The sequence below is a fragment of the Lentzea sp. NPDC020367 genome (assembly GCF_044387305.1).
Classification (GTDB): Bacteria; Actinomycetota; Actinomycetes; order Mycobacteriales; family Pseudonocardiaceae; genus Lentzea.
This window is the reverse complement of sequence record NZ_JBIRVV010000020.1, coordinates 81699-102952: the sequence shown is the minus strand read 5'-3', so window position 1 is coordinate 102952 and position 21254 is coordinate 81699. Positions and strand designations below refer to the sequence as shown.

The 21254-nt window shown below is 68.4% G+C and carries 25 protein-coding genes; 8 read left to right on the top strand and 17 right to left on the bottom strand.

Annotated features, from left to right (window positions below; translation table 11 throughout):
- Positions 1 to 96: 96 nt before the first annotated feature.
- The 3 genes from ACH413_RS43295 (at position 97) to ACH413_RS43285 (ending at position 1683) form a co-directional block, all read left to right on the top strand.
- Positions 97 to 435 (top strand): hypothetical protein, encoded by a 339-nt coding sequence (locus ACH413_RS43295; RefSeq protein WP_360048483.1) that lies wholly within the window; start codon positions 97 to 99, stop codon positions 433 to 435.
- A 23-nt stretch (positions 436 to 458) separates the two neighbouring features.
- Positions 459 to 1172, top strand: a complete 714-nt coding sequence (locus tag ACH413_RS43290; RefSeq protein ID WP_360048485.1) for a lysophospholipid acyltransferase family protein — start codon at positions 459 to 461, stop codon at positions 1170 to 1172.
- A gap of 67 nt (positions 1173 to 1239) precedes the next feature.
- Positions 1240 to 1683 carry a ricin-type beta-trefoil lectin domain protein gene (locus tag ACH413_RS43285; RefSeq protein ID WP_360048487.1) on the top strand — a complete coding sequence of 148 codons (444 nt, stop codon included), beginning with the start codon at positions 1240 to 1242 and terminating at the stop codon, positions 1681 to 1683.
- Positions 1684 to 1854: 171 nt separating this feature from the next.
- Here ACH413_RS43285 and smc read toward each other — a convergent pair whose 3' ends face one another.
- From smc to ACH413_RS43265, 4 genes are read right to left on the bottom strand one after another with little or no spacing between them, the layout of a single operon-like run.
- Positions 1855 to 5562 (bottom strand): chromosome segregation protein SMC, encoded by a 3708-nt coding sequence (gene smc, locus ACH413_RS43280; RefSeq protein WP_360048489.1) that lies wholly within the window; start codon positions 5560 to 5562, stop codon positions 1855 to 1857.
- Positions 5563 to 5622: 60 nt separating this feature from the next.
- On the bottom strand, positions 5623 to 6258 hold the full coding sequence (locus ACH413_RS43275) for a zf-HC2 domain-containing protein (RefSeq protein WP_360048491.1): 636 nt from the start codon (positions 6256 to 6258) through the stop codon (positions 5623 to 5625).
- A complete protein-coding gene (locus tag ACH413_RS43270) occupies positions 6255 to 6761 on the bottom strand; it encodes a sigma-70 family RNA polymerase sigma factor (RefSeq protein ID WP_093593275.1) in 507 nt (168 codons plus the stop codon). Before ACH413_RS43270 ends, ACH413_RS43275 begins: the two co-directional genes overlap by 4 nt.
- Before the next feature lie 33 nt (positions 6762 to 6794).
- Complete coding sequence (locus ACH413_RS43265) at positions 6795 to 7067, bottom strand: acylphosphatase (RefSeq protein ID WP_093593272.1); 273 nt, start codon at positions 7065 to 7067, stop codon at positions 6795 to 6797.
- A gap of 81 nt (positions 7068 to 7148) precedes the next feature.
- Here ACH413_RS43265 and ACH413_RS43260 point away from each other — a divergent pair, with 81 nt between their 5' ends.
- From ACH413_RS43260 to ACH413_RS43250, 3 genes are all read left to right on the top strand, one after another.
- Positions 7149 to 7874: a CAP domain-containing protein gene (locus tag ACH413_RS43260; protein WP_360048494.1), complete on the top strand. Its 726-nt coding sequence runs from the start codon at positions 7149 to 7151 to the stop codon at positions 7872 to 7874.
- A 22-nt stretch (positions 7875 to 7896) separates the two neighbouring features.
- Positions 7897 to 8367 carry a hypothetical protein gene (locus tag ACH413_RS43255; RefSeq protein WP_360048495.1) on the top strand — a complete coding sequence of 157 codons (471 nt, stop codon included), beginning with the start codon at positions 7897 to 7899 and terminating at the stop codon, positions 8365 to 8367.
- Between the two features lie 128 nt (positions 8368 to 8495).
- On the top strand, positions 8496 to 8993 hold the full coding sequence (locus tag ACH413_RS43250) for a hypothetical protein (protein WP_360048496.1): 498 nt from the start codon (positions 8496 to 8498) through the stop codon (positions 8991 to 8993).
- A 260-nt stretch (positions 8994 to 9253) separates the two neighbouring features.
- Here ACH413_RS43250 and ACH413_RS43245 read toward each other — a convergent pair whose 3' ends face one another.
- Both ACH413_RS43245 and ACH413_RS43240 read right to left on the bottom strand, forming a co-directional pair.
- Entirely contained in the window at positions 9254 to 9934 is a 681-nt protein-coding gene (locus ACH413_RS43245) for a response regulator (protein WP_360048498.1), read from the bottom strand.
- Positions 9931 to 12447 (bottom strand): DUF4118 domain-containing protein, encoded by a 2517-nt coding sequence (locus tag ACH413_RS43240; protein WP_360048500.1) that lies wholly within the window; start codon positions 12445 to 12447, stop codon positions 9931 to 9933. Before ACH413_RS43240 ends, ACH413_RS43245 begins: the two co-directional genes overlap by 4 nt.
- Before the next feature lie 303 nt (positions 12448 to 12750).
- Here ACH413_RS43240 and ACH413_RS43235 point away from each other — a divergent pair, with 303 nt between their 5' ends.
- On the top strand, positions 12751 to 13191 hold the full coding sequence (locus ACH413_RS43235) for a MarR family transcriptional regulator (protein ID WP_319977601.1): 441 nt from the start codon (positions 12751 to 12753) through the stop codon (positions 13189 to 13191).
- Between the two features lie 34 nt (positions 13192 to 13225).
- On the opposite strand, the gene ACH413_RS43230 is transcribed toward ACH413_RS43235, so the two are convergent.
- From ACH413_RS43230 to ACH413_RS43195, 8 genes are all read right to left on the bottom strand, one after another.
- Positions 13226 to 14332 carry an HAAS signaling domain-containing protein gene (locus tag ACH413_RS43230; RefSeq protein ID WP_360048502.1) on the bottom strand — a complete coding sequence of 369 codons (1107 nt, stop codon included), beginning with the start codon at positions 14330 to 14332 and terminating at the stop codon, positions 13226 to 13228.
- Positions 14329 to 14655 carry a PadR family transcriptional regulator gene (locus tag ACH413_RS43225; protein WP_089917641.1) on the bottom strand — a complete coding sequence of 109 codons (327 nt, stop codon included), beginning with the start codon at positions 14653 to 14655 and terminating at the stop codon, positions 14329 to 14331. Before ACH413_RS43225 ends, ACH413_RS43230 begins: the two co-directional genes overlap by 4 nt.
- Positions 14656 to 14893: 238 nt before the next feature.
- Complete coding sequence (mutM, locus tag ACH413_RS43220) at positions 14894 to 15751, bottom strand: bifunctional DNA-formamidopyrimidine glycosylase/DNA-(apurinic or apyrimidinic site) lyase (RefSeq protein WP_360048504.1); 858 nt, start codon at positions 15749 to 15751, stop codon at positions 14894 to 14896.
- Between the two features lies 1 nt (position 15752).
- Complete coding sequence (locus ACH413_RS43215; protein ID WP_093593249.1) at positions 15753 to 15953, bottom strand: hypothetical protein; 201 nt, start codon at positions 15951 to 15953, stop codon at positions 15753 to 15755.
- Positions 15954 to 15961: 8 nt separating this feature from the next.
- Positions 15962 to 16765: a ribonuclease III gene (gene rnc / locus ACH413_RS43210; RefSeq protein ID WP_360048570.1), complete on the bottom strand. Its 804-nt coding sequence runs from the start codon at positions 16763 to 16765 to the stop codon at positions 15962 to 15964.
- 16 nt (positions 16766 to 16781) lie between these two features.
- Positions 16782 to 16964 (bottom strand): 50S ribosomal protein L32, encoded by a 183-nt coding sequence (gene rpmF, locus ACH413_RS43205; protein ID WP_030467958.1) that lies wholly within the window; start codon positions 16962 to 16964, stop codon positions 16782 to 16784.
- A 2-nt stretch (positions 16965 to 16966) separates the two neighbouring features.
- Complete coding sequence (locus ACH413_RS43200) at positions 16967 to 17548, bottom strand: DUF177 domain-containing protein (RefSeq protein ID WP_093593243.1); 582 nt, start codon at positions 17546 to 17548, stop codon at positions 16967 to 16969.
- A gap of 147 nt (positions 17549 to 17695) precedes the next feature.
- Positions 17696 to 18412 (bottom strand): DivIVA domain-containing protein, encoded by a 717-nt coding sequence (locus tag ACH413_RS43195; RefSeq protein WP_360048506.1) that lies wholly within the window; start codon positions 18410 to 18412, stop codon positions 17696 to 17698.
- 120 nt (positions 18413 to 18532) lie between these two features.
- Between ACH413_RS43195 and ACH413_RS43190 the strand changes: the two genes are divergently transcribed.
- Positions 18533 to 18973, top strand: coding sequence for a GNAT family N-acetyltransferase (locus ACH413_RS43190; protein ID WP_360048572.1), 441 nt, complete (start codon positions 18533 to 18535; stop codon positions 18971 to 18973).
- Here ACH413_RS43190 and coaD read toward each other — a convergent pair.
- The 3 genes from coaD to ACH413_RS43175 are packed head-to-tail and all read right to left on the bottom strand — an operon-like array spanning position 18970 to position 21164.
- A complete protein-coding gene (gene coaD, locus ACH413_RS43185; RefSeq protein WP_319977615.1) occupies positions 18970 to 19452 on the bottom strand; it encodes a pantetheine-phosphate adenylyltransferase in 483 nt (160 codons plus the stop codon). The genes ACH413_RS43190 and coaD overlap by 4 nt on opposite strands.
- Before the next feature lie 53 nt (positions 19453 to 19505).
- Positions 19506 to 20060, bottom strand: a complete 555-nt coding sequence (gene rsmD / locus ACH413_RS43180; RefSeq protein ID WP_360048507.1) for a 16S rRNA (guanine(966)-N(2))-methyltransferase RsmD — start codon at positions 20058 to 20060, stop codon at positions 19506 to 19508.
- A gap of 30 nt (positions 20061 to 20090) precedes the next feature.
- On the bottom strand, positions 20091 to 21164 hold the full coding sequence (locus ACH413_RS43175; RefSeq protein WP_360048509.1) for an MBL fold metallo-hydrolase: 1074 nt from the start codon (positions 21162 to 21164) through the stop codon (positions 20091 to 20093).
- Positions 21165 to 21254: the final 90 nt, after the last annotated feature.

The following is a 21254-nucleotide window of genomic DNA, read 5'->3' as shown; positions in this document are numbered from 1 at the left end:
GCGGCGCTGGTATGCCGTAGCACGAACACCGACGTCCCGGGCACAACACCCAGATTCGGGCTTGCAGGGCAGGTGAGGGTGGGGGACTCTTCTACGGTGAGTGAGGAAACGATCCAACTCGATCTCAACGAATCCGGGGTGGCCGTCGACCTGCCCTTGCCGGCGAACATCCGGGACGGTGTCCAGGGAGTTCCGTATCGGCCGGTCGAATTCCGAGACGATGATCTTCCGTCAGCTCTGGAACGCGCTGCCGCCTGGTTGCGGCAGACCCAGGACTGGCTGGGCGAACCCGTGGACGTGATCGCAGTCCATCTCGACTACGACGACACCCACGGCAACCCGTACTACGACCTCAAGCTGCTGTGCAACGACGAGGATCTGGCGGGCGTGCCAAAGATCATGCGAGAACACGAAGGGGCTCCTACCGGCCAGTAGCTTTTCCGGCTACCGTTCGGAAGATGTCGGATCGCGTATATCCCCCGGTGATCGCCGCAGCGAAGCTCATGTTCAAGGTGCTCGACGTGCGGCTCACCGTGGAGGGGGCGCACCACGTCCCGCGCACAGGTGGAGCGGTGCTGGCGTCGAACCACGTCAGCTACCTCGACTTCATCTTCGCGGGCTACGGGGCGCGTCCCTCGGGGCGCCTCACGCGGTTCATGGCGAAGCACGAGATCTTCGCCAACAAGATCGCAGGCCCGCTCATGCGCGGCATGCACCACATCCCCGTCGACCGGAGCGCGGGCCAGGCCTCCTACCAGCAGGCCCTGTCCGCGCTCCGCACCGGCGAGGTCGTCGGGATCTTCCCCGAGGCCACCATCAGCCGGTCGTTCACGGTCAAGGACATCAAGTCCGGCGCGAACCGCCTGGCCTACGAGGCCGGCGTGCCGATCGTCCCCATGGCGTTGTGGGGCACCCAGCGCCTGTGGACCAAGGGCCGTCCCAAGGACCTGACCCAGCGCCACGTGCCGGTCACCATCCTCATCGGCGAGCCGTTCGAGCCCTCCCCCGGCGACTCCGGCGACGACGTGCTGCGCAAGCGGATGCAGGAACTGCTGGACACCGCGCAGGCCGACTACCCGACCGAGCCGGGTGCCTGGTGGGCGCCGGCGCACCTCGGCGGCACCGCTCCCACGCCGGAACAGGCGGCCAGGCTGGACTCGCGCGGCGCCTGAACCAGGTTTCTCCAACGCTCCCTTGCGAGGCTGGTTCCCCGACCAACCACCTCGACCGGGGGATTCGATGAAGATCGGACGTGCGGCGGTACTGCTCGCGGTGATGGCGTTGTTCCTGGGACTGACGCCCGCGGCCCAGGCAGACGTGACCTGGGTGATGAAGTCCAGGTTCAACAACTACTGCCTGGACTACAACCCCACCGACGGCGTGCACACGCGACAGTGCAACGGCGGTGACTTCCAGCGTTGGGACCCGACCTACTACTCGGACGGCACGACCAGGTACATGAACGTCGCCACCAAGATGTGCCTGGACGCCAGCGAGTTCGGCGTGCGCGGGTGGGGGTGCAACGACCTGAACTACCAGCGCTGGACGCGCAGTTCGTTCAACGCCACGGAGTTCCAGCTGTTGCACCAGCGCAGCAACCACTGCCTCGACATGAGCGAGTTCGGCGTGCGCACCGTCGGCTGCAACGGCCGAATGTGGCAGCGCTGGGTCAGGGTCAACTGACTGATCGGCCCCTGACCTGGCGATACAAGGTTTCCACAAGCATCGTCCGGCAGAGTGGTCCGTGCGCACCTGGAGCGATGAGGTCGATCTGGGGGATCTCATCCCTTCGGGCGCGTAGAGGCCGCGGCCGGAGTTGGTTAAAGCCCCCCAGGCACCGCTCCGGCCGCCCTCTCAGGCTTCCGCGTCCGCCGGTTCGGGCGAAGGTTCCGCCACCGGCTCCTCGGTCACGACGGGCTCCTCGGTCACGACCGGCTCCGCGGCCTCGACCGGCTCCGCCACCGCGACGGGTTTCGCCGCCGCACGCGCGGGCACGTCGCTGGACGTGCGCAGCCGCTGCGAGATCACCTGCGAGATGCCGTCACCGCGCATCGAGACGCCGTACAGGGCGTCCGCGATCTCCATGGTCGGCTTCTGGTGCGTGATGATCAGCAGCTGCGACTTCTCCCGCAGCTGCTCGAACAGGGTGATCAACCGGTGCAGGTTCGTGTCGTCCAGCGCGGCCTCGACCTCGTCCATCACGTAGAACGGTGAGGGGCGGGCGCGGAAGATCGCGACCAGCATCGCGACCGCGGCCAGCGACTTCTCGCCACCGGAGAGCAGCGACAGGCGCTTGACCTTCTTGCCGGGCGGGCGGGCCTCCAGCTCGATGCCGGTGGTCAGCATGTCGTCGGGCTCGGTCAGCACCAGCCGGCCTTCGCCACCGGGGAACAGGACCTTGAAGACGATCTCGAACTCGCGCGCCACGTCCTCGTAGGCCAGCGTGAAGACCTCGAGGATCTTGTCGTCGACCTCCTTCACGACGGTGAGCAGGTCGCGGCGGGTGTCCTTGATGTCCTCCAGCTGCGTGGAGAGGAACTTGTAGCGCTCCTCCAGCGCCGCGAACTCCTCCAGCGCCAGCGGGTTCACCTTGCCCAGCAACGACATGTCGCGTTCGGCGCGCTTGGCTCGGCGGGTCTGGGTGTCGCGGTCGAACGGCATCGGCTGCGGCTCGGAGACCTGCTCGCCGCGTTCCTTGGCGGCCTGGTACTCGGCCATCTCGGCGGCCGACGCGGGCACCATGACCTCGGGGCCGTACTCGTTGATCAGGTCGTCCAGGCCGATGCCGAAGTCCTCGGCGATCTTGGTTTCCAGCTGCTCGATGCGCATGCGCTGCTCGGCGCGCAGGACCTCGTCGCGGTGCACGGCGTCAACGAGCTTCTCCAGCTCACCGGACATCTCGCGCGCCAGGTTGCGCACCTGGGTCAGCAGGAGTTCGTGCTGCGAACGACGTTCCTGGGCCTGGTCGCGTTCACGGGCGGCACGGGACAGCGAGATCTCGATGCGTTCCAGCGCCTGCTCACCGCCGCGAGCGACGGCCTTCGCCACCACGGCGCCACGGGCGCGGTGCTGGGTCGCGCGGGCGTGGCGTTCGCGTGCCTCACGCTCGGCGCGCGCGGCACGACGAAGGCCCTCTGCTTTGCCCTGCAACGCCCGTGCGCGCTCTTCCGCGGTGCGCTGCACCAGACGCGCGTCCATCTCGCCCTGACGCGCCTGAGCGAGCTCTGCAGCCAGTTCGTCGCGCTGCTCGGTGTCCGGCTCGTCGTCGAGGGTCTGCTCCTCCTCGGCCATCAGCAGCCGCTCTTCGAGTTCGCCCAGCTTCATCAGGGCTTCCTCGCGCGACCGCTCGACCTTGGCGCGCTGCTCGGAGATGCGGCTGACCTCGGCCTCCGCCGACCGCACGGCCGTGGCCATCCGGTTGAGCCGCTCGCCGGAGCGGGCCTGGCGGACCTTGGCCTCCTGCATGGCCTCCTTGACCGCGTCGAGCACCTTGCGGCGGGACTGCTGCTCGGCGCGGGCACCCTCCAGCGCGGCCGAAGCGTGCTCCAGCGCCCGTTCGGCGGTCGCGAGCTGCTCCTGCGCCTCGTCGACGGCGGCCTGCACCTCGATGACGCTCTGGCCCTGGGCACCCGAACCACCGACGGCCCAGTCCGTGCCGAAGAGGTCGCCCTCCCGGGTCACCGCGCGGCCGTGGAACCCGGCCGCGGTGTCCAGATCTCCCACCACAGCAAGGCGATCGAGCGCCCGGGCCAACGCCGGACGCAACGCCTCGGGGGCGTGCACGACGTCGATCGCCCACCGCGCGCCGTGCGGCAGGTGGCCCCACTGACTCGTGTCCACAGTGGACCCGTACGAGCCGATCAGCACGCCCGCGCGGCCGGCGTCCTTCTCCTTCAACAGCTTCAGCGCCTGCAACGCGCCGTCGCCGGACGACACCGCGACGGCGTCGGCGATCGGGCCGAGCGCGGCGGCCAGCGCCACCTCGAAACCGGGCTCGACGGTCAGCAGCGCGGCGACGGAACCCAGCAGGCCGGGCACGTCCGACGCGAGCAGCGCGCCCGCGCCGTCCTTGCGCGTCAGTCCCAGCGAGAGAGCGTCGACACGGGCCCGCCACGACGCGATGTCGCGTTCGGACGTGCGTTCGGCCTTGACCAGTTCCTCGACGCGCTGCCGTGCCGCGTCGTTGGACTGCACGGCCTGGCGGTGGCGTTCGTCGAGGCCGTGGTCGTCCTCGTCCTCGGTGCCGGTGATCTCGCGGGCCTCGGCCAGTTCCATCGACGCGTACTCGACGCGTTCGGAGGCCTCGGACAGCGTGACGGACAGTCGTTCGATCTCCTCGGCGGTCGCGCTCGTCTTGCTGCGCAACGCTTCCACCTGACCGGACAAGCGGGCGAGGCCCTCGCGGCGGTCGGCGATCGCGCGGACGGCGGCGATGTGCGCCTTCTCCGCCTGCGAGACCATGCGCTCCAGCTCGGCACGCGTCTCCACGGCCTCCGCCAGCGCGATGCGGGCCTCCGTCACGCCTTCCTGGAGCTCCAGCTCCATCTCGGCGGTCTCCTCGGCCTCGCGGTCGAGGTCGTCGGGGTCGCGGCCCCTGCTGGGCGCGTCCACGACGTCGGAGAGGTGGCGGGCTCGTTCGGCGGCGAGGCGCACGGTGCCGCGGAGGCGTTCCTCCAAAGCGGACAGCCGGTACCAGGTGTCCTGCGCGGCCTGCAGCCTCGGCGCGTCGGCGGCGACCCGCTCCTCCAGCTCGTTCTGCTGGTACTGGGCCGCCTGCAACGACTTCTCGACCTCGGCGCGGCGCACGCGGGCCTTCGCCTCGTCGTGCTCCTCCTGCGCGATGGTCTCGCGCTGCGTCACCAGGTCGTCGGCGAGCAGGCGGAGTTTGCTGTCCCGCAGCTCGGACTGGACGACCTGCGCGCGGCGGGCGATCTCGGCCTGCTTGCCGAGAGGCTTGAGCTGGCGGCGCAGTTCGGCGGTGAGGTCGGTGAGGCGCGTCAGGTTCGCCTGCATCGCCTCCAGCTTGCGCAGCGCCTTTTCCTTGCGCTTGCGGTGCTTCAGGACGCCGGCGGCCTCTTCGATGAACGCGCGCCGTTCCTCCGGTTTGGACTCGAGGATCGCGGCGAGCTGGCCCTGACCGACGATCACGTGCATCTCGCGGCCGATGCCGGAGTCCGACAGCAACTCCTGGATGTCCATCAGGCGGCACGAGTTGCCGTTGATCTCGTACTCGGTGGCGCCCTCGCGGAACATGCGGCGGGTGATCGACACCTCGGTGTACTCGATCGGCAGCATGCCGTCGGCGTTGTCGATCGTCAGCGTCACCTCGGCGCGACCGAGCGGCGCGCGGCCGGACGTGCCGGCGAAGATGACGTCCTCCATCTTGCCGCCGCGCAGGTCCTTGGCTCCCTGCGTGCCCATCACCCAGCGCAGCGCGTCGAGCACGTTGGACTTGCCGGACCCGTTGGGGCCGACCACACAGGTGATGCCGGGCTCGAAGCGCAGCGTGGTAGCCGAGGCGAAGGACTTGAAGCCCTTCAGCGTCAGGCTCTTGAGATGCACGCCGGGCAGAGTACCCAAACGCTTGCGGGTGATGCGGGACGCGGGCCTTGACCTGCGTTTCTATGGACGGAGAGTAACCAACAACCCGCTCTCGTCCGACACCTCCAGACGTTCGATCTGGTCGACCCGGAACGACGTCGAACCGGGAATCCGCTCGTCAGCCCCGTGATCGGAACCCCACCAGCCGCCGATCTCCCGCTGGCCCTGCCGGTCGAACACGATGACCTTGCAGCGCGCGCCGGGCTTGACCTCGCCGAGCTTGAACCACATCTCGGTGCCCCAGGTCTTCGAGACCATCGACACCTCGCCGTTCACGCCACTGGCGGCGTCCTTGGCGGCCCAGGTCGGCGTGGGCGGCTGGGACGACGAAGGCGGTGTAGCCGTGGGCTGCGACGGCGTCTGCCGCAGGAAGAAACTGCCTCCGACCAGTGCGAGGAGGACGAGGGCTGCCGCGCATGCGATCAGAACGCGGCGCTGGTTGTGCTTCGGCGCCGGAGGGCAGGCGGGGATCTCGTCGAGGTTCTCGACGTCCTCCAGGGTCAGGCGGCCGAGCAGGCCCGGCAGCGGGGCCAGCCGCAGCATCTCGGCCTGGCAGCAGTCGCAGGTGCCGAGATGACGTTCGAACGCGGCTCGTTCCTTGAGGTCGAGCGAGCCGAAGAGATAGGCGCCGACATCGACGGTGTGCTGGCAGCTCACGCCTCGGTCACCCCTCTTTCCTCCAGCGCGTCGCGCAGCGCCCGCAGTGCGTAGAAGCAGCGCGACTTGACCGTGCCCGGCGGGATGCCGAGCGTCTTGGCGGCCTCCGCGACGGTGCGGCGGCGGTAGTAGAGCTCGATGACGACCGTCCGGTGCTCAGGCGTGAGCGCCCGCAGCGCCGACGCGATCTGCCACGTCTGCAGCACGTGCTCGACCTGGTCGCTGACCGGCGGCAGGTCCACCGGTTCGAGCGGCACCTCGGTCGCGCGTGCGTTGCGGCGGCGGTAGCCGGAGATCACCAGGTTCTTCGCGACCGTGTAGAGCCACGGCGCCGCGTCGTCCGGTTTCAACTCCTCGTGGTGCCGCCACGCGCGGAGCAGGGTCTCCTGCACGACGTCCTCTGCCTGCTGGTAGTCGCCGTCGACCAGCCGCAGCACGTAGTGCAGCAGCGGGCCCCTCCAGCGGTCGTACAGCTGGATGAGGACGTCTTCCGAGGAGTCCACGATCTCCTACTACGCCATCTCGTCCGGAAAGGTTCAGCGCTCGATGAACCCTGTCAGGTCACCCCTGGCGTCGGACCACTGCTCACCGACAGATTCGACGTGTCCGGGGGTTTCACCCGAACGGAGAGCATTCAGCAGTTGTTCACAGTTCTCCCGTGACCCCTCGGCAACGACCTCGACCCGGCCGTCCGGCCTGTTCGAAGCACTCCCCACCAGGCCGAGTTCTAGCGCCCTGGCTCGCGTCCACCAGCGAAAACCAACACCCTGAACCCGTCCTCGCACCCACGCGTTTAGTCGCACGTCCACCTCCGAATGGTTGCGTAGTCACGCCAGGTGACCGAAGACGCACTCTGGGGTTGTCACCCATTAGTGGTACGGTCCCGGCTCGTGAGTGCCCGCAGCCTCTTACTCGGCCTGCTGATCGGTGCAACCGGAATCGGCGGCCTCGCCCTCTCCGGTACCTCTCCTCTCGGCATCGGTTTCACCAATGCCGCACAGCAGGAGACCACCGACGCAGCGAACCAGTTCGGAACGGGCAACGCCGCCGCACCCAACGGCAACAGACCGCAGTCCGACGGCGGCAACGCCGACGTTCCAGCACCTCAGACGTCCTCCTCGGTGCCCGCCACCTCGACGACGTCTGAAACGCCTTCCTCCACGCCTTCGACGCCGGCGTCCCCGTCCACCACGACGCCACCCCCCGAGGCGCCGAAGCCGCCGGCCCAGACGCAGCCGCCCACCGGTCAGACGCCGGAGCAGGCCGTGCTCGCGCTCACGAACGACGCCCGTGCCGCAGCAGGATGCAAGGCCCTCGTGATCGACGACCGCATCACGACCGCCGCGCAGGCCCACAGCACGGACATGGCGACCAAGAAGTACTTCTCGCACACGTCGCAGGACGGCAGGACGTTCGACGTGCGGATGAAGGAAGCCGGTTACCCGAAGCCGGGCGGCGAGAACATCGCGATGGGCTACCCGACCGCCGCGGCGGTCGTGGACGGCTGGATGAAGTCCACCGGCCACCGCGAGAACATCGAGAACTGCAGCTTCACCACGATGGGCGTGGGACTGGACACCCGCGGCAACTACTGGACCCAGAACTTCGGCCGCTGACCGTTCAAACAGGGGAAACTTCGTGTACGAGAGCCCGGAACCGGACTCGCGCTCGCGCTTCTTCCGAGGTGCACCGCAGGTCGTCCTAGCCGCCTCAGGCGTCGTGCTGGCGACCGTCTTCGCCGCCGTCGCCTCCTTCGCGGCAGGCTCGGACTCCGCATCCGAGTCACCGGCGACCCAGCCGCCCCGCAAGGAGGCCGTGCGCGACGCCCTGAGCATCGTGCCGACCTCCGCACCGACCTCGAGCGTCGAGCAGACGTCGTCGGCCGCGGAGACCACCACCGCCACCTCGGCGACCACGACGACGAAGAAGCAGACGCGCGTCACGACCATCACGCGTCCCGACGGCACCACGACGACGGTCACGACCGACGACCCGCCGCCGGTGATCACCTCGTCGTCCACGACGACCACCACGTCGAAGACCACGACCACGACCACGTCGTCGACCACCACCACGACGGACCCGACGACAACGACGACGGCGCCCTAGGGTTACGCCCGTCACCGCCAAGTGACGCAGAGCTACACGAAGGTGTGGCTCTGCTGAGGCGATGGTTCGTTTCCGCCGATAACTCGAACGCAAGTCCATCCGACCGGGTTTCCCCCGAGGAGCGAGTGGTGTTCGAGGAAGATCATCCGCAGTCACCGGCCGAGCAGGCCCAGCCGAAGAAGCGCGTGGGCACGGCAGTGATGCTGGCGGCCGGCGGTGTGGTCGTGGCGACCCTGTTCGCCACCGTGGCCTCCATGCTGGCCGCCTCCGGCCGCGAAGCGAGCCCGGAACGCACCGCGGCCGACGTCGTGCAGACCATCACGAGCGTCGCGCCCGACGGCAGCACCAGCACCGTCGTGGTCACGGTGTCCTCCGGCGCCCCGAAGCCGGCGTCCGCACCGGACCGCAAGCAGGCCGCCCGCCCGCAGGACCAGCCGAAACCGGGCACGCCGGACCAGCCGCAGCTGACCACCGACCCGGCCAAGCCCACGAAGCCGACGCAGAGCACCCCGCCGCCGTCTCAGACCGAGCCGCCGTCGTCGACCCCTTCGTCCTCGGCGTCGCCGACCACCGAGCCGCCGGCGTCCTCGTCGTCGAGCACGCCCCCGCCGGACCCGAAGCCCTAACGGCCACGAAACACCGCCGCAGGAATCCCGTCGAGGGCACAGAGCCGGTAGTCGTGCGGCGCGGCGAGCCAGAACGCACGCGAGCCCGGCCAGAGCACGACGGTCCGGGAGGCGTGCGCCTGGCCCCAGGGATGATCTGCGAACGCTCCCAGCTCGGGTGCGCGCTGATCTCCGCAGGCAGTTCGATCACGGGCGCCCGGCGACCTCGTCCTCTTCCACCCGTCTCAGCCCGTCGGACGGCGCCCCGGACAACGCTCCCCCTACAGCTCGAACCGGTACCCCATGCCGGGCTCGGTCAGCAGGTGCCGCGGCCGCGCGGGCTCCGGCTCCAGCTTCCGCCGCAACTGCGCCAGGTACACCCGCAGGTAGTGCGTCTCCTTCTCGTACGCGGGGCCCCACACGTCCCGCAGCAGCTGTTTCTGCGCGACGAGCTTTCCCGCGTTGCGGGCGAGCACCTCCAGCAGGCCCCACTCGGTGGGCGTGAGGTGGATCTCGGTGCCGTCCTTGAGCACGCGCTTCGCCGCCAGGTCGACGGTGAACGAGGCGGTCTTCACGATCGGCTCGTCCTCGGGGCCGGCCGCGGCCGAGCGGCGGACGGCGGCGCGCAGGCGGGCGAGAAGTTCATCCATGCCGAATGGTTTTGTCACGTAGTCGTCGGCGCCTGCGTCGAGGGCTTCCACCTTGTCGGCCGAGTCGGTGCGGGCGGACAGGACGATGATCGGCAGGCTGGTCCAGCCGCGCAGGCCCGCGATGACGTCGGTGCCGTCCATGTCGGGCAGGCCTAGGTCGAGGACCACGACGTCCGGTTTGCCGTCGGCCGCCAGGCGGAGGGCCGTGGCGCCGTCGGGGGCCGTGAGCACCTCGTAGCCGCGGGCCGAGAGGTTGATCCGCAGGGCGCGCACGATCTGCGGCTCGTCGTCGACCACCAGTACTTTTGTCACGCGACCCTCTCATCTGCGGGGAGTGAGATCACCACGGTGAGGCCGCCACCGGGTGTGTCCTCCATGGTGATCGTGCCTCCCATCGCCTCCGTGAAGCCCTTCGCCACGCTCAGACCGAGACCAACGCCACCTGGCGTGCGGTCGCCCAGGCGCTGGAAGGGGGCGAACACCTGGTCCGCCGTGCCGCTGGGCAGGCCGCGACCGTGGTCCACGACGCGTAGCTCCACCTCGGAGCCGTGTGCGGACGCGCGCAACGCCACGGCGCCGGCGTAACGCAGCGCGTTGCCGACGACGTTCGCGATCACTCGTTCGAGCAGGCCCACGTCGGCGCGCACGGGCGGCAGTGACTCCGGGACGTCGACCTCGATGTCGCCGGGCTGGCCGACCAGGGCCCGCGCGACGGCCTCGTAGTAGTCGACGGCGCGGAACTGCGGTTCCACGGCACCCGTGGCCAGGCGGGAGGAGTCGAGGAGGTTGTCGACCAGGCCGGTGAGCCGGTCCGCCGACTCCTCGACCGCCTCCAGCAGTTCGGCCGTGTCGGAGTCCGAGAGTCGCAGCTCCGGGTCGCGCAACGAGCCCACGGACGCCTTGATCGACGTCAGCGGCGTGCGGAGGTCGTGCCCGACGGCGGACAGCAACGCGGTGCGCAGCTCGGTCCGGGAGGCCTGGCGCTGGGCTTCGAGGGCCTGCTCGGCCATGCGTTGCTGCCTCAGCGCGAGCAACGCCTGACCCGCGGCCGCTTCGAGAACTCGGCGGTCGGAGGCGGGCAACGAACGGCCGCGCAGCGCCAGGTGCACTTCCGGCGTCACGGCGATGTCGACGTCCGCGTCGTCGGGCTCGTCGCACGGGCTGACGCCAACGCACGCGACTCGCTCCCAGGACCCGTCGACTCGTTCCAACAGCGCGACGGACGTCAGTCCGAAGTTCTCCTTCACCTTCTCCAACAGCCGTGCGAGCGGATACGGGTTCGTCAGCACTGTGCGCGCGTACGACGCGAGGAGCGTGGCCTCGGTGCGAGCGCGCGCTGCCTGCGTCGCACGGCGAGCGGCGTGGTCCACCACCAACGCCGTGGAGACGCCCACGATGATCATCGCGAAGAAGGTCAGGACGTTCTGCTGGGCGTCGATGGTGAACGTGTAGAAGGGCTCGGTGAAGAAGAAGTTCAGCAGCAACGCGTTGATCAGCGCGGCGGCGATCGCGGGGCCGAGCCCGCCGACGATCGCGACGACCAGCGTGACCAGCAGGTAGCCGATGACGTTGGTGGAGAAGTTCAGGCCGCTGCGCAGCGACGCACCGGCCGCGGTGACCAGCGCGGGACCGGCGACCGCGAGGAACCAGCCCCACGCGAGCCGGCTCGGCTTCAACGGGCTGCCCGCGAACCGTGCTCGCCAGCCGCTGGTCGTCGCCGGGTGCGTGACCATGTGGACGTCGATCGCGCCGGACTCCTGCACGACCGTCGAGCCGATACCTGCCGAGAACACGCGCGCGAACCGCGAACGGCGCGAGGTGCCGACCACGAGCTGAGTGGCGTTGACGCCCCGTGAGAACTCCAGCAGCGCCGTGGGCACGTCATCGCCGACAACGGTGTGGAACGTGGCACCGACGTCCTCGGCGAGCTTGCGGTACTTCTGCAATGAGTGCGGATCGGCTCCTGCGAGGCCATCACCGCGAAGTACGTGCACGACGAGAAGATCGCCACCCGCGCGCGTGGCGATGCGACGCGCGCGACGGATGAGAGTCTCGCTTTCCGCGCCACCGGTGATGGCGACGACAACGCGTTCGCGCGTCTCCCACGTGTCGGTGATCTGCTGCTCGGTCCGGTAGCGCAGCAACGCGACGTCGACCTGGTCGGCGACCCACAGCAACGCGAGTTCGCGCAGCGCCGTGAGGTTTCCGACGCGGAAGTAGTTGCCGAGCGCGGCGTCGATCTTGTTCGCCGCGTAGACGTCGCCGTGCGCGAGCCGGCGGCGCAGCGCTTCCGGCGTGAGGTCGACGAGCTGCATCTGGTCGGCTTTGCGCACGACCTCGTCGGGCACCGTTTCCTTCTGCGGCACGCCGGTTATGCGCTGAACGACGTCGTTGAGCGATTCCAGGTGCTGAATGTTGACTGTCGACAGGACATCAATCCCGGCTTCGAGGAGTTCCTCGACGTCTTGCCACCTCTTTGCATTACGGGATCCGGGCGCGTTCGTGTGGGCCAGTTCGTCGACGACGGCGAGCTGCGGCGCACGGGCCAGCACGGCGTCGACGTCCATCTCGGTGAGTTCGACGCCGCGGTGCACCGAGTGCCTGCGCGCGACGATTTCCAGGCCTTCGACCAGTTCGGCGGTCTTCGCACGACCGTGGGTCTCCACAAATCCGATGACCACATCTGTGCCGCGTTCCCGCCTGCGGTGCGCCTCACCGAGCATGGCGAACGTCTTGCCGACGCCGGGAGCGGCGCCGAGGTGGATGCGAAGCTCGCCACGTCGGGGTTTCGGACTCACCGGCCCAGTCTGCTCCTGGCCGGACATGGACCGTTCGGTGGTATGCGCTGCGCCACACGGCTAAACGAGTGCGCCTTCCCACAGTTCTGTCAGAAGATCTGTCTCGTTGAATCATGCTTCAGCACGGCGCCCGTTCGAGTGAGCTTCGCTGCGCTTTTTACGCCGTTTACCAGCACATTTAAGTGTGACGGACGCGCGCCGTGACACCCCGCGTCACCACAACGGCCGAATGGGTTATCGGCAGTTGGCGGATAGCGCGCGGAGCGTGAATGAGGGAAAGTGCCAGGGTTCGTGTCCGAATTCGGACAATCACATGCGCGCGGAGAAACGATGCCCACCACCGTCACCAACCACGAGGCACTTCAACTCGTGGTGGCCGTGCACCGGCTGGTGCGAAGTCTTCGGCAGGCCGCTCCGGCCCGCCGTTTGCAACCCACCCAGTTATTGGTGCTGTCAGAACTGAGCGCCCACGGCCCGATGCGGATCGGCGAGATCGCGGTGCGCGCCTTGTGTTCGCAGCCGACCGCCACAACCGTCGTGACCAGCCTGGAGTCCACCGGCCTCGTCCGTCGCGAGCCAGATGCCGCCGACGGCAGAGCAACGATAGTCGTGCTCACGGAAGTCGGTCGCGAGACGATCCTGTCGCTCGCTCACGGCGAAGCCGAACTATTGAGTGAAAGAATGTCCGAACTTTCGCCAGAAGACAGAGAACACCTGCGCTCGGCCATGCCGGTTTTGCGGGGCCTGGCCGAACCACAGCAGAACAAGTAGGAGCGGGACCCCCCGACGGGCCCCGCTCCTACGTTTACTTGCTGGGTGACACGGAAGTAGGTGGCACCGAGCTCGAGGTCGCGCTTCCAGAACTCGACGGTGTCGCACTGGACGTTGATGACGGAGCGGACACGCTCGGTGCCACCGTGTAACAAACACCGTTTTCGTAGTCGATCTTCGGCCGCGGATAGCGGTTAGCCGGAATGACCGGCTCAGGACCGTTACCCGGGTCATTGCAGCTGTTGTAGCTTCGCGGCGCGTTGATGGGCTGGCCGTCCTGGTCGTACAGCAGCACGTTCGTGAGCAACTTGCCGTTCTCGTCGTACGCGTAGATGTTCTGGTACGTCTCGACCATCGGCTGCGGGTAGGACGAGCGCGACGAGGAGCCGTAGGCCAGCTGGTTCGCCGTCACGTCGATCACCTGGAAGAGCAGTCCCACCGCCAGTGCCGACGCGGGCAGGCTGAACCACAGCCACCGACGGTCGATCTTGGCGCGCGGCCCGGCGAACACCGACACCACCGCGATCGCGGCGAGCGCCAGGAACCCGAGGATGTCGCGACCGGCGAGCAGCACCGCACCGAGCCCGAGCAGACCGGCCCGGATCAGCCACCACGCGGGCTGCAACGACTTCAGGTAGGTCAACGCCCGTTCCGCCGGCGTGCCCTGCTCCGGCGTCAGCCACTTCTTCAGCCGGTGGGTCTCCGGCAGGTTCATGATCTCCTGCTGGACCGGCCCGCGGTCGTACACCAGCGCCAGGCTGAGCACCAGGATCACCGCGGGCAGCAGCAGGATCGCCGGCTCCCGCAACGCCGCCGCCCCCGCGAGCAGCGTGACACCGGTGGCGGCGACGAGTCCCCACGCCGCGGCCCGAGGCCTGGTCAGCCAGCCGCCCTTCGCGGTGACCGGCAACCGCTCGGTCTTCGGCGGATATCCGGCCGCCTGCCGCAGTTCCTGCGCGTACTGGTCGGGCGACCCGAGCCGCTGCTCCAGCGTCTCGTCCTCGCCGAGCTCGGTGGACAGCTCGGCGACGTGCGCCTCGACGTCCTCCATGATCTCGGCGACCTCGTTGGGCGGCAGGTCGTCGAGGGCGGCACGCATCCCGGCCAGGTAGTGCTCGACACCGAGCGCTTGGGTGTTCATGCTGCGACCTCCTCGAGCAGGCCGTCCAGCGTGCTGGCGAACGACCTCCACGTCTCCCTCGACTCAGCCAGGCGCGCCCGCCCGGTCTCGTTGATGCTGTAGTACTTGCGGTGCGGGCCTTCTTCGCTCGGCACCACGTACGAGGTCAGCATCCCCGCGTTGTAGAGCCGCCGCAGCGTGCCGTACACCGACGCGTCACCCACTTCGTTCAGTCCCCCGGCGCGCAGTCTGCGCACCACGTCGTACCCGTACCCGTCGTCCTTGCGCAGAACCGCAAGCACGGCCAGGTCCAGCACCCCTTTGAGCAGTTGACTGGTGTCCATCGCCCCTCCGACCTCGGCTTGGTGGTCGAAATCGGCAAAGCCCATTTCGACCACCAAACGAACCCCCGTCTTTCCGAGAGTCAGCACTGTTGCGTTATGGAGGCTACTACGCAGTGCGCAGTACTGTCCAACGCGCGTTACGGCACCGAGATTTGAGACGCGGAGGTGGGTTCGACTACAGGACGCTCAGGCGCGTGCGCGGGTTGTCAGCACGTCGCGGAGCAGGGAAGAGAAAGCCTCAAGCCCGAGGGCGAGGCTGGCACCGCGGGCACGAGTACGAGGAGCGGTTCATGAACGGCTCTCGGATCATCGCCGCACCGCACCGCTTGCACGGCCGGTTCTCCTGCCCGTAAGCGTTCAGGGAGCGGTCGAAGTACCCGGACTGCCCGTTGATGTTGACGTACAGGGCGTCGAAAGAGGTCCCACCCTGGCCGAGCGCCTCACGCATCACGTCGGTGGCGTGGTCCAGCAGTTCGGCGGCCTTGACCTTGGCCAGCTTGTCCGTCATCCGGGTGCCGTGGAGCTTCGCGCGCCAGAGGGCCTCGTCGGCGTAGATGTTGCCGATACCGGACACGAGGGTCTGGTCCAGCAAAGCGCGCTTGACCTCGGTGTGACGCAGGCGCAACGCGCGCACGGCAGCATCACGGGAGAACAAGGGGTCCATGGGGTCGCGAGCGATGTGCGCGACGGAGTCGGGGACCAAGGTTCCGTCGACCTCGACCAGCTCGGCCAGAGCGAGGCCGCCGAAGGTGCGTTGGTCGACGAAACGGAGCTCGGGTCCGCCGTCGTCGAACGTGAAACGGACGCGCAGATGCTTCTCGTCGGGGGCCGACGAGGGTTGAACGAGCATTTGGCCGCTCATGCCCAGGTGCGCGAGCATGGCGGCCTTGTCGGCCAGTTCGACCCAGAGGTACTTGCCGCGGCGCTTGGCTGCCACCATCGGTTGCGAGGCCAAGCGCGCGCAGAAGTCCAAGGAACCCAGGTCATGCCGGCGAATGGCACGTGGGTGCAACACCTCTACCGAGGAGATGACCCGGCCGGCGACGTGGGCTTCGAGGCCGAGGCGTACTACCTCGACCTCTGGGAGTTCGGGCACGTCAGGCTTCGGACTTGCCCTCGTCGACGGGCTGCGCCTCGATCACGGCAGCCTGCGGCTTGGTGGGCTTGAGCACCCACACACCCGCGCGGCTCGTGTCCCTGACCAGCACAAGGCCCTGGATTCCTCCACTGCGGGAGGTGTTCACCGGCCCGCGGTTGGTGCGCGTACGGCGGTTCGTGCGGTTCCTGGTCGCATACATTTGCGGTCTCAGTCTTCCTCGGTTGGGGAGATCCCTGGCGTCACCGAGGCGCCATTCTGTCCGTTCTTGGCCACGGCCGACTCCTGCTCGGCCTTGACCCGTTCCGACAGAACATGATAAGCCGCTTCGGCGGCTTTCTGCTCGGCTTCCTTCTTGGTGCGCCCATCACCCTTGCCGTAGGGCTGGCCACCGACGAGCACCGTGGCGGTGAACTCCTTGCGGTGGTCCGGCCCCTGGTCGTCCACGCGATACTCCGGGACGCCGAGACTGGCTTGAGCGGTGAGCTCCTGCAGGCTTGTCTTCCAGTCCAGTCCAGCACCCAAAAGCGGAGCTTTGGCCAAGAGCGGATCGAACAGCCGGTGAACGAACGTTCGTGCGGTATCGATACCGAACTGCAGGTACACCGCACCGATGACGGCCTCGAGACCGTCAGCGAGAATGCTCGCCTTGTCCCTGCCCCCGGTCAGTTCTTCGCCACGACCGAGCAACAGGTGTGCACCGAGCCCGCCCTCACTCAGGTTGCGCGCGACGCCGGCCAGCGCGTGCATGTTGACCACGCTGGCACGGAGCTTCGCGAGCTGACCTTCTGGAAGGTCGGGATGAGTGCGGTAGAGGTGGTCGGTGACGACCAGCCCCAGTACCACGTCTCCCAGGAACTCGAGACGCTCGTTCGGCGGCAAGCCGCCGTTCTCGTACGCGTAAGACCTGTGGGTGAGCGACAGCACGAGCAGCTCGGCGTCGAGTTCGACGCCGAGCGCTTCGAGCAGGTCCGCGCGGTCCGCTTGCGGTGCGCGCGGCGGCTTTCCCCCCACTACGTCGCCGAGGAGATCAGGCCGGCTGAGCGACCTGGCGGCCAGCGTACTGACCACAGGCCGGGCAGGCGACGTGCTGCGGCTTCGGCTGGCGGCAAGCCTTGTTGGAGCACGCCACCAGGTGCACGGCAGACGTCTTCCACTGGGAACGGCGCGCACGGGTGTTCGAACGCGACATTTTCCGCTTCGGGACGGCCACGACTACTTCTCCTCCGAGTTGTCATCGCTGAACCGCTCTTGCAACGCGGCCCAACGAGGGTCAATCGTCTCATGCCCGTGGTCGGGCCCGAGCTCCGCCCACCTGCCACCACACTCGGAGCAAAGCCCCTTGCAGTCCGGCTCGCAGAGCGGTGCCTGCGGCAGCGCGAGAACGATGGCGTCCCGCACCACAGGCTCGAGGTCGATCAGATCGTTGACGATCCGGCTGACCTCGTCTTCATCAGTGGTCGCGTCGGTGGTGCTGTCCGGCCAGGCGTAGAGCTCGGTGATCCGGACTTCGACCTCATCGGTGAGCGGCTCGAGACACCTCGAGCACTCCCCTTCGACCTTCGCGAACGCTGTCCCCGACACGAGCAGGCCCTCCACGACCGATTCGATCAGGAGGTCGAGCTCCACTTCCCCGTCCTCGGGCACCGCGATCACCCCGAGCAGCCCCACACCTGCGCCGGGAACCGACCTCACGAAGGGTCGGCTGAGGCCGGCGCGACGGCCGATGTCCCTGGTGTCGATGACCCAGGGACCGGATGCTGTGGGACGCGTGGACGCGTGACGATGCTCAGTCATGATTTCGGGTTTTGCCGGCGGGGACCTACCACGTCCAGCCGTTCCAGGGTACGGGACGACGCCCCCGTGCGTGAAATCGGCAGGTGATCGCACCTGTCCGACGTAGCACGAATCACACGTTCAGGCGTGTTCCGAGCCGCTGGTTCGTCAGGAACCGTAGTCGAACGGCGCCGCGGCACCCGCGACGGCCGGCCCGCGCAGGTGCGAACGGCCCTTGCCGACCGACCTGAGCGTGTGCGCGAGGAGGTCCTCGAAGTCCGCGAGCTTGCCGTCCACGTACGCGTCGCACTCCGACCGCAGCCGGATCGACTCGCTCTGGGCGGCGTCGAGCAGGCGCGCCGACTCGGCGTGCGCCGCCCGGACGACCTCCTGCTCGTTGACGAGCCTCGCCTGCTCGGCGCGGCCGTCCTCGGTGGCGCGCTCGTAGTTCGCGCGGCCCGCCTGGATCATGCGCTCGGCCTCGGAGTGCGAACGCCCCACCAGGTCGTCGTACTCCTGGCGGCCGGCGGACACGGTCCGTTCGGCCTGGTCCTCCGCCTCGGCGATCATCCGCTCGGCGCGGGCGCGCGCGTCGGACAGCATCGCCTCCGCCTCGGCCTGCGCCTCGGCGAGCATGCGATCCGCGTCCGCGCGTGCCTTGGACACGCCCGACTCGGCCTCGTGCTTGGCCTTGCCGACGACCTCGTCGCGGTGGTCCAGCACGTCCTGCGCGTCGTCGAGTTCGGCAGGGATCGCGTCACGCACGTCGTCGAGCAGTTCGAGCACGTCGCCGCGCGGCACCACGCAGCCCGAGGTCATCGGTACTCCGCGCGCTTCCTCGACGATCGTGACGAGCTCGTCGAGTGCCTCGAACACCCGGTACACGTCTCACTCCCTAACCCCTGTGACTCCCACCCACAAGTGTGCCCTGCCGATCTACCCGGGAGAGGGAGATCGGCAGGGCGTGTCAGGATTTGCCCCGATCCGGCAGGGGGAAACGTGAAGATCACAATCAGGCGGGCCACGGCCGCCGATGTCCACCCGATCGTGGCGATGCTGGCGGACGACCCGCTCGGCGCGCGGCGCGAGACGCCCGGCGATCCCGCCTATCTGAAGGCGTTCGAGGTGATCGACGCCGACCCGCACCAGTACCTGGCGGTGGCGGTGGACGGCACCGAGGTCGTGGGCACGCTGCAGCTGACGTTCACGTCCGGCCTGTCGCGCCTGGGCATGACCCGCGCGACCGTCGAGGCCGTGCGGGTGCGTTCCGACCAACGCGGCAACGGCCTCGGCGAGCACCTGATGAGGTGGGCGATCGACGAGGCGCGCGCACGCGGTTGCGGTGTGGTTCAGCTGACGACGGACGCGTCACGCGTGGACGCGCACCGGTTCTACGAACGGCTCGGGTTCACCGCGTCGCACGTGGGAATGAAGCTGGCGCTCTAGCGGGTTTCGGCGAGGCGCTGCTGCAAGCGCTGCTCGATGGACGCGGGCAGCAGCGTCGAGACGTCGCCGCCGTACGTCGCGACCTCCTTGACCAGCGAGGACGCCAGGTAGGAGTACTGCGGGCTGGCCTGCATGAACAGCGTGTCGACGCCGGTGAGCTGGTGGTTCATCTGCGCCATCTGCAGCTCGTAGTCGTAGTCGCTGACCGCGCGCAGGCCCTTCACGATGGCCTTGATGTTGTTCTCGCGGCAGTAGTCGACCAACAGCCCGTGCCACGAGTCCACGCGCACGTTGTCCCATTGCGCCGTGACCTCGATGAGCATCTCCTGGCGCTCCTCGACGTCGAACAGCGTGCGCTTGTTCTTGTTGATGAGCACGGCGACGACAACCTCTTCGAAGAGGTGCGCGGCTCTCCCGATGATGTCCAGGTGACCGTTGGTTACCGGGTCGTAGGAGCCGGGGTACACGGCACGCGTCATGTGCCGGACGTTAGCACCCGATCGGACGCCTCCAGGCGTGTCCGTGGTTCTCGTCACCCATCAGAACGCACCTGTGCCCAGTACACGGCCGTGTCCCCGTAACGCTTGGCACGCAAGGCTTCCACTTGCTCAGGCCACGCTGGTTCGCCGCTTCGCGAAGCACGTTCCACGATCAAGATGGCGTCCCCGGCGAGCCTGGGCACGATCCCGCGGAGCACTTTGGCGAGTTCCTCGTCGCCCACGGCGTACGGCGGGTCGGCGAACACGACGTCGAACTTCTCCCCTTCGGCCGTGACGTACGCCTCGGCCGTGCGATTCACAACGACCGTGTTCGCGAACCCGAGCTCTTTGGCGTTGCCCTTGAGGACGTCGGCGGCCCGCTTGTCCGACTCGACGAACGTCGCGTGCTCCGCGCCCCGGCTCAGCGCCTCGAACCCGAGCGCGCCCGACCCGGCGTAGAGGTCCAGCACCTTCGCGCCGTCGAGGTCGAACAGCGCCTCGAGGGAGCTGAACAACGCCTCCCGCACCCGCTCGGACGTGGGCCGCGTGCCCTTGGGCGGAACCTTGAGCCTGCGGCCTCCCGCGGTCCCGGCAACGATTCGTGTCACCGGGCCATCGTCCCAGGTGCGCTCCGCGCGTCAGGCGAGCGCCTGCCACCAGCCGTCGACCTCGGCCGGCTTGTCGACGTCGACCCGTTCGCCAGGCCTCGGCACCGCGAGCTTCAGCCCGCCCGCCTTGACCTCCCGCCACACGCGGTCGATCGGCTCGCCCCACGGGTGCAGCGCGAGGTTGAACGTCGCCCAGTGCACCGGGATCAGCAGCTCGCCACCGAGGTCCTTGAACGCCTGAACGCCTTCCTCCGGCGTCATGTGGATGTCCGCCCACGCGTCGTTGTACGCGCCGACCTGCATCAGCACCACGTCGAACGGCCCGTGCTCGGCACCGATGGCCGCGTAGCCCGGGAAGTAGCCGGTGTCGCCGCTGTAGAACACGGCACGCTCACCGCGCTTGATCACCCACGACGCCCACAACGTCACGTTGCGCTGCACCGAACGGCCGGAGAAGTGTTGTGCCGCAGTGCAGGTGAGCGTGAACCCGTCGACGGTGTGCGACTCGTCCCAGTCCAGTTCCACGACGCGGTCGGCGGGCACGTCCCACCGCGCGAGGTGTGCGCCGAGCCCGAGCGGCACCACGAACACCGCGGACGTCCCGGCGGTCAGCGCCTGCACGGTCTCCATGTCGAGGTGGTCGTAGTGGTCGTGCGAGATCACGACGGCACTGATGTCGGGCAAATCCGACAACTCGTGCGGAACCGGGTGCAGTCGCTTGGGACCGACGTGCGCGGACGGCGAGACTCGGTCGCTCCACACAGGATCGAGGAGCACGGCGGCGCCGTCGATCTCGATCAGCGCGGACGCGTGGCCGTACCAGGTGACGTGCAGTCCGTCGGTGACCGGCGTGGCGGGCCCCACGAGCGGCACCGCCACCGCGGGCTTGCGGTCCTGTCCACCGCGCACGAAGTCGCTGATCGAGAACGAGTCCCTGTCCGGAACGGTGCGGACTTCCTTGTCGTTGTGGAACTTCCCGTCGCGGAAACGCGGCGAGCGGGACATGTGGACCGGATCCGGCTTCCCGCCGAGCTGCCGGGGCACGTCCTTGAGCGCCCAGGCCACCCCAGCCAGGCCGAGCAGTCCGGCCAACGCCTTCTTCATGTGCGAAACCCTCTTCCCCTGACTCCCGTGTCCGGTGCAACGCAGGGAATCGTCGTGGAGTTCCGCGCACTCCGCACAGCGAAAGGGCCC

Coding starts and splice junctions, on each gene's coding strand:
- ACH413_RS43290 (WP_360048485.1), top strand. CDS start 459: ATGTCGGATCGCGTATATCCCCCGGTGATCGCCGCAGCGAAGCTCATG.
- ACH413_RS43285 (WP_360048487.1), top strand. CDS start 1,240: ATGAAGATCGGACGTGCGGCGGTACTGCTCGCGGTGATGGCGTTGTTC.
- ACH413_RS43240 (WP_360048500.1), bottom strand. CDS start 12,447: ATGTCCGGCCAGGAGCAGACTGGGCCGGTGAGTCCGAAACCCCGACGT.
- ACH413_RS43235 (WP_319977601.1), top strand. CDS start 12,751: ATGCCCACCACCGTCACCAACCACGAGGCACTTCAACTCGTGGTGGCC.
- ACH413_RS43230 (WP_360048502.1), bottom strand. CDS start 14,332: ATGAACACCCAAGCGCTCGGTGTCGAGCACTACCTGGCCGGGATGCGT.
- ACH413_RS43225 (WP_089917641.1), bottom strand. CDS start 14,655: ATGGACACCAGTCAACTGCTCAAAGGGGTGCTGGACCTGGCCGTGCTT.
- ACH413_RS43215 (WP_093593249.1), bottom strand. CDS start 15,953: ATGTATGCGACCAGGAACCGCACGAACCGCCGTACGCGCACCAACCGC.
- ACH413_RS43200 (WP_093593243.1), bottom strand. CDS start 17,548: ATGACTGAGCATCGTCACGCGTCCACGCGTCCCACAGCATCCGGTCCC.
- coaD (WP_319977615.1), bottom strand. CDS start 19,452: ATGACGCGTGCCGTGTACCCCGGCTCCTACGACCCGGTAACCAACGGT.
- ACH413_RS43175 (WP_360048509.1), bottom strand. CDS start 21,164: ATGAAGAAGGCGTTGGCCGGACTGCTCGGCCTGGCTGGGGTGGCCTGG.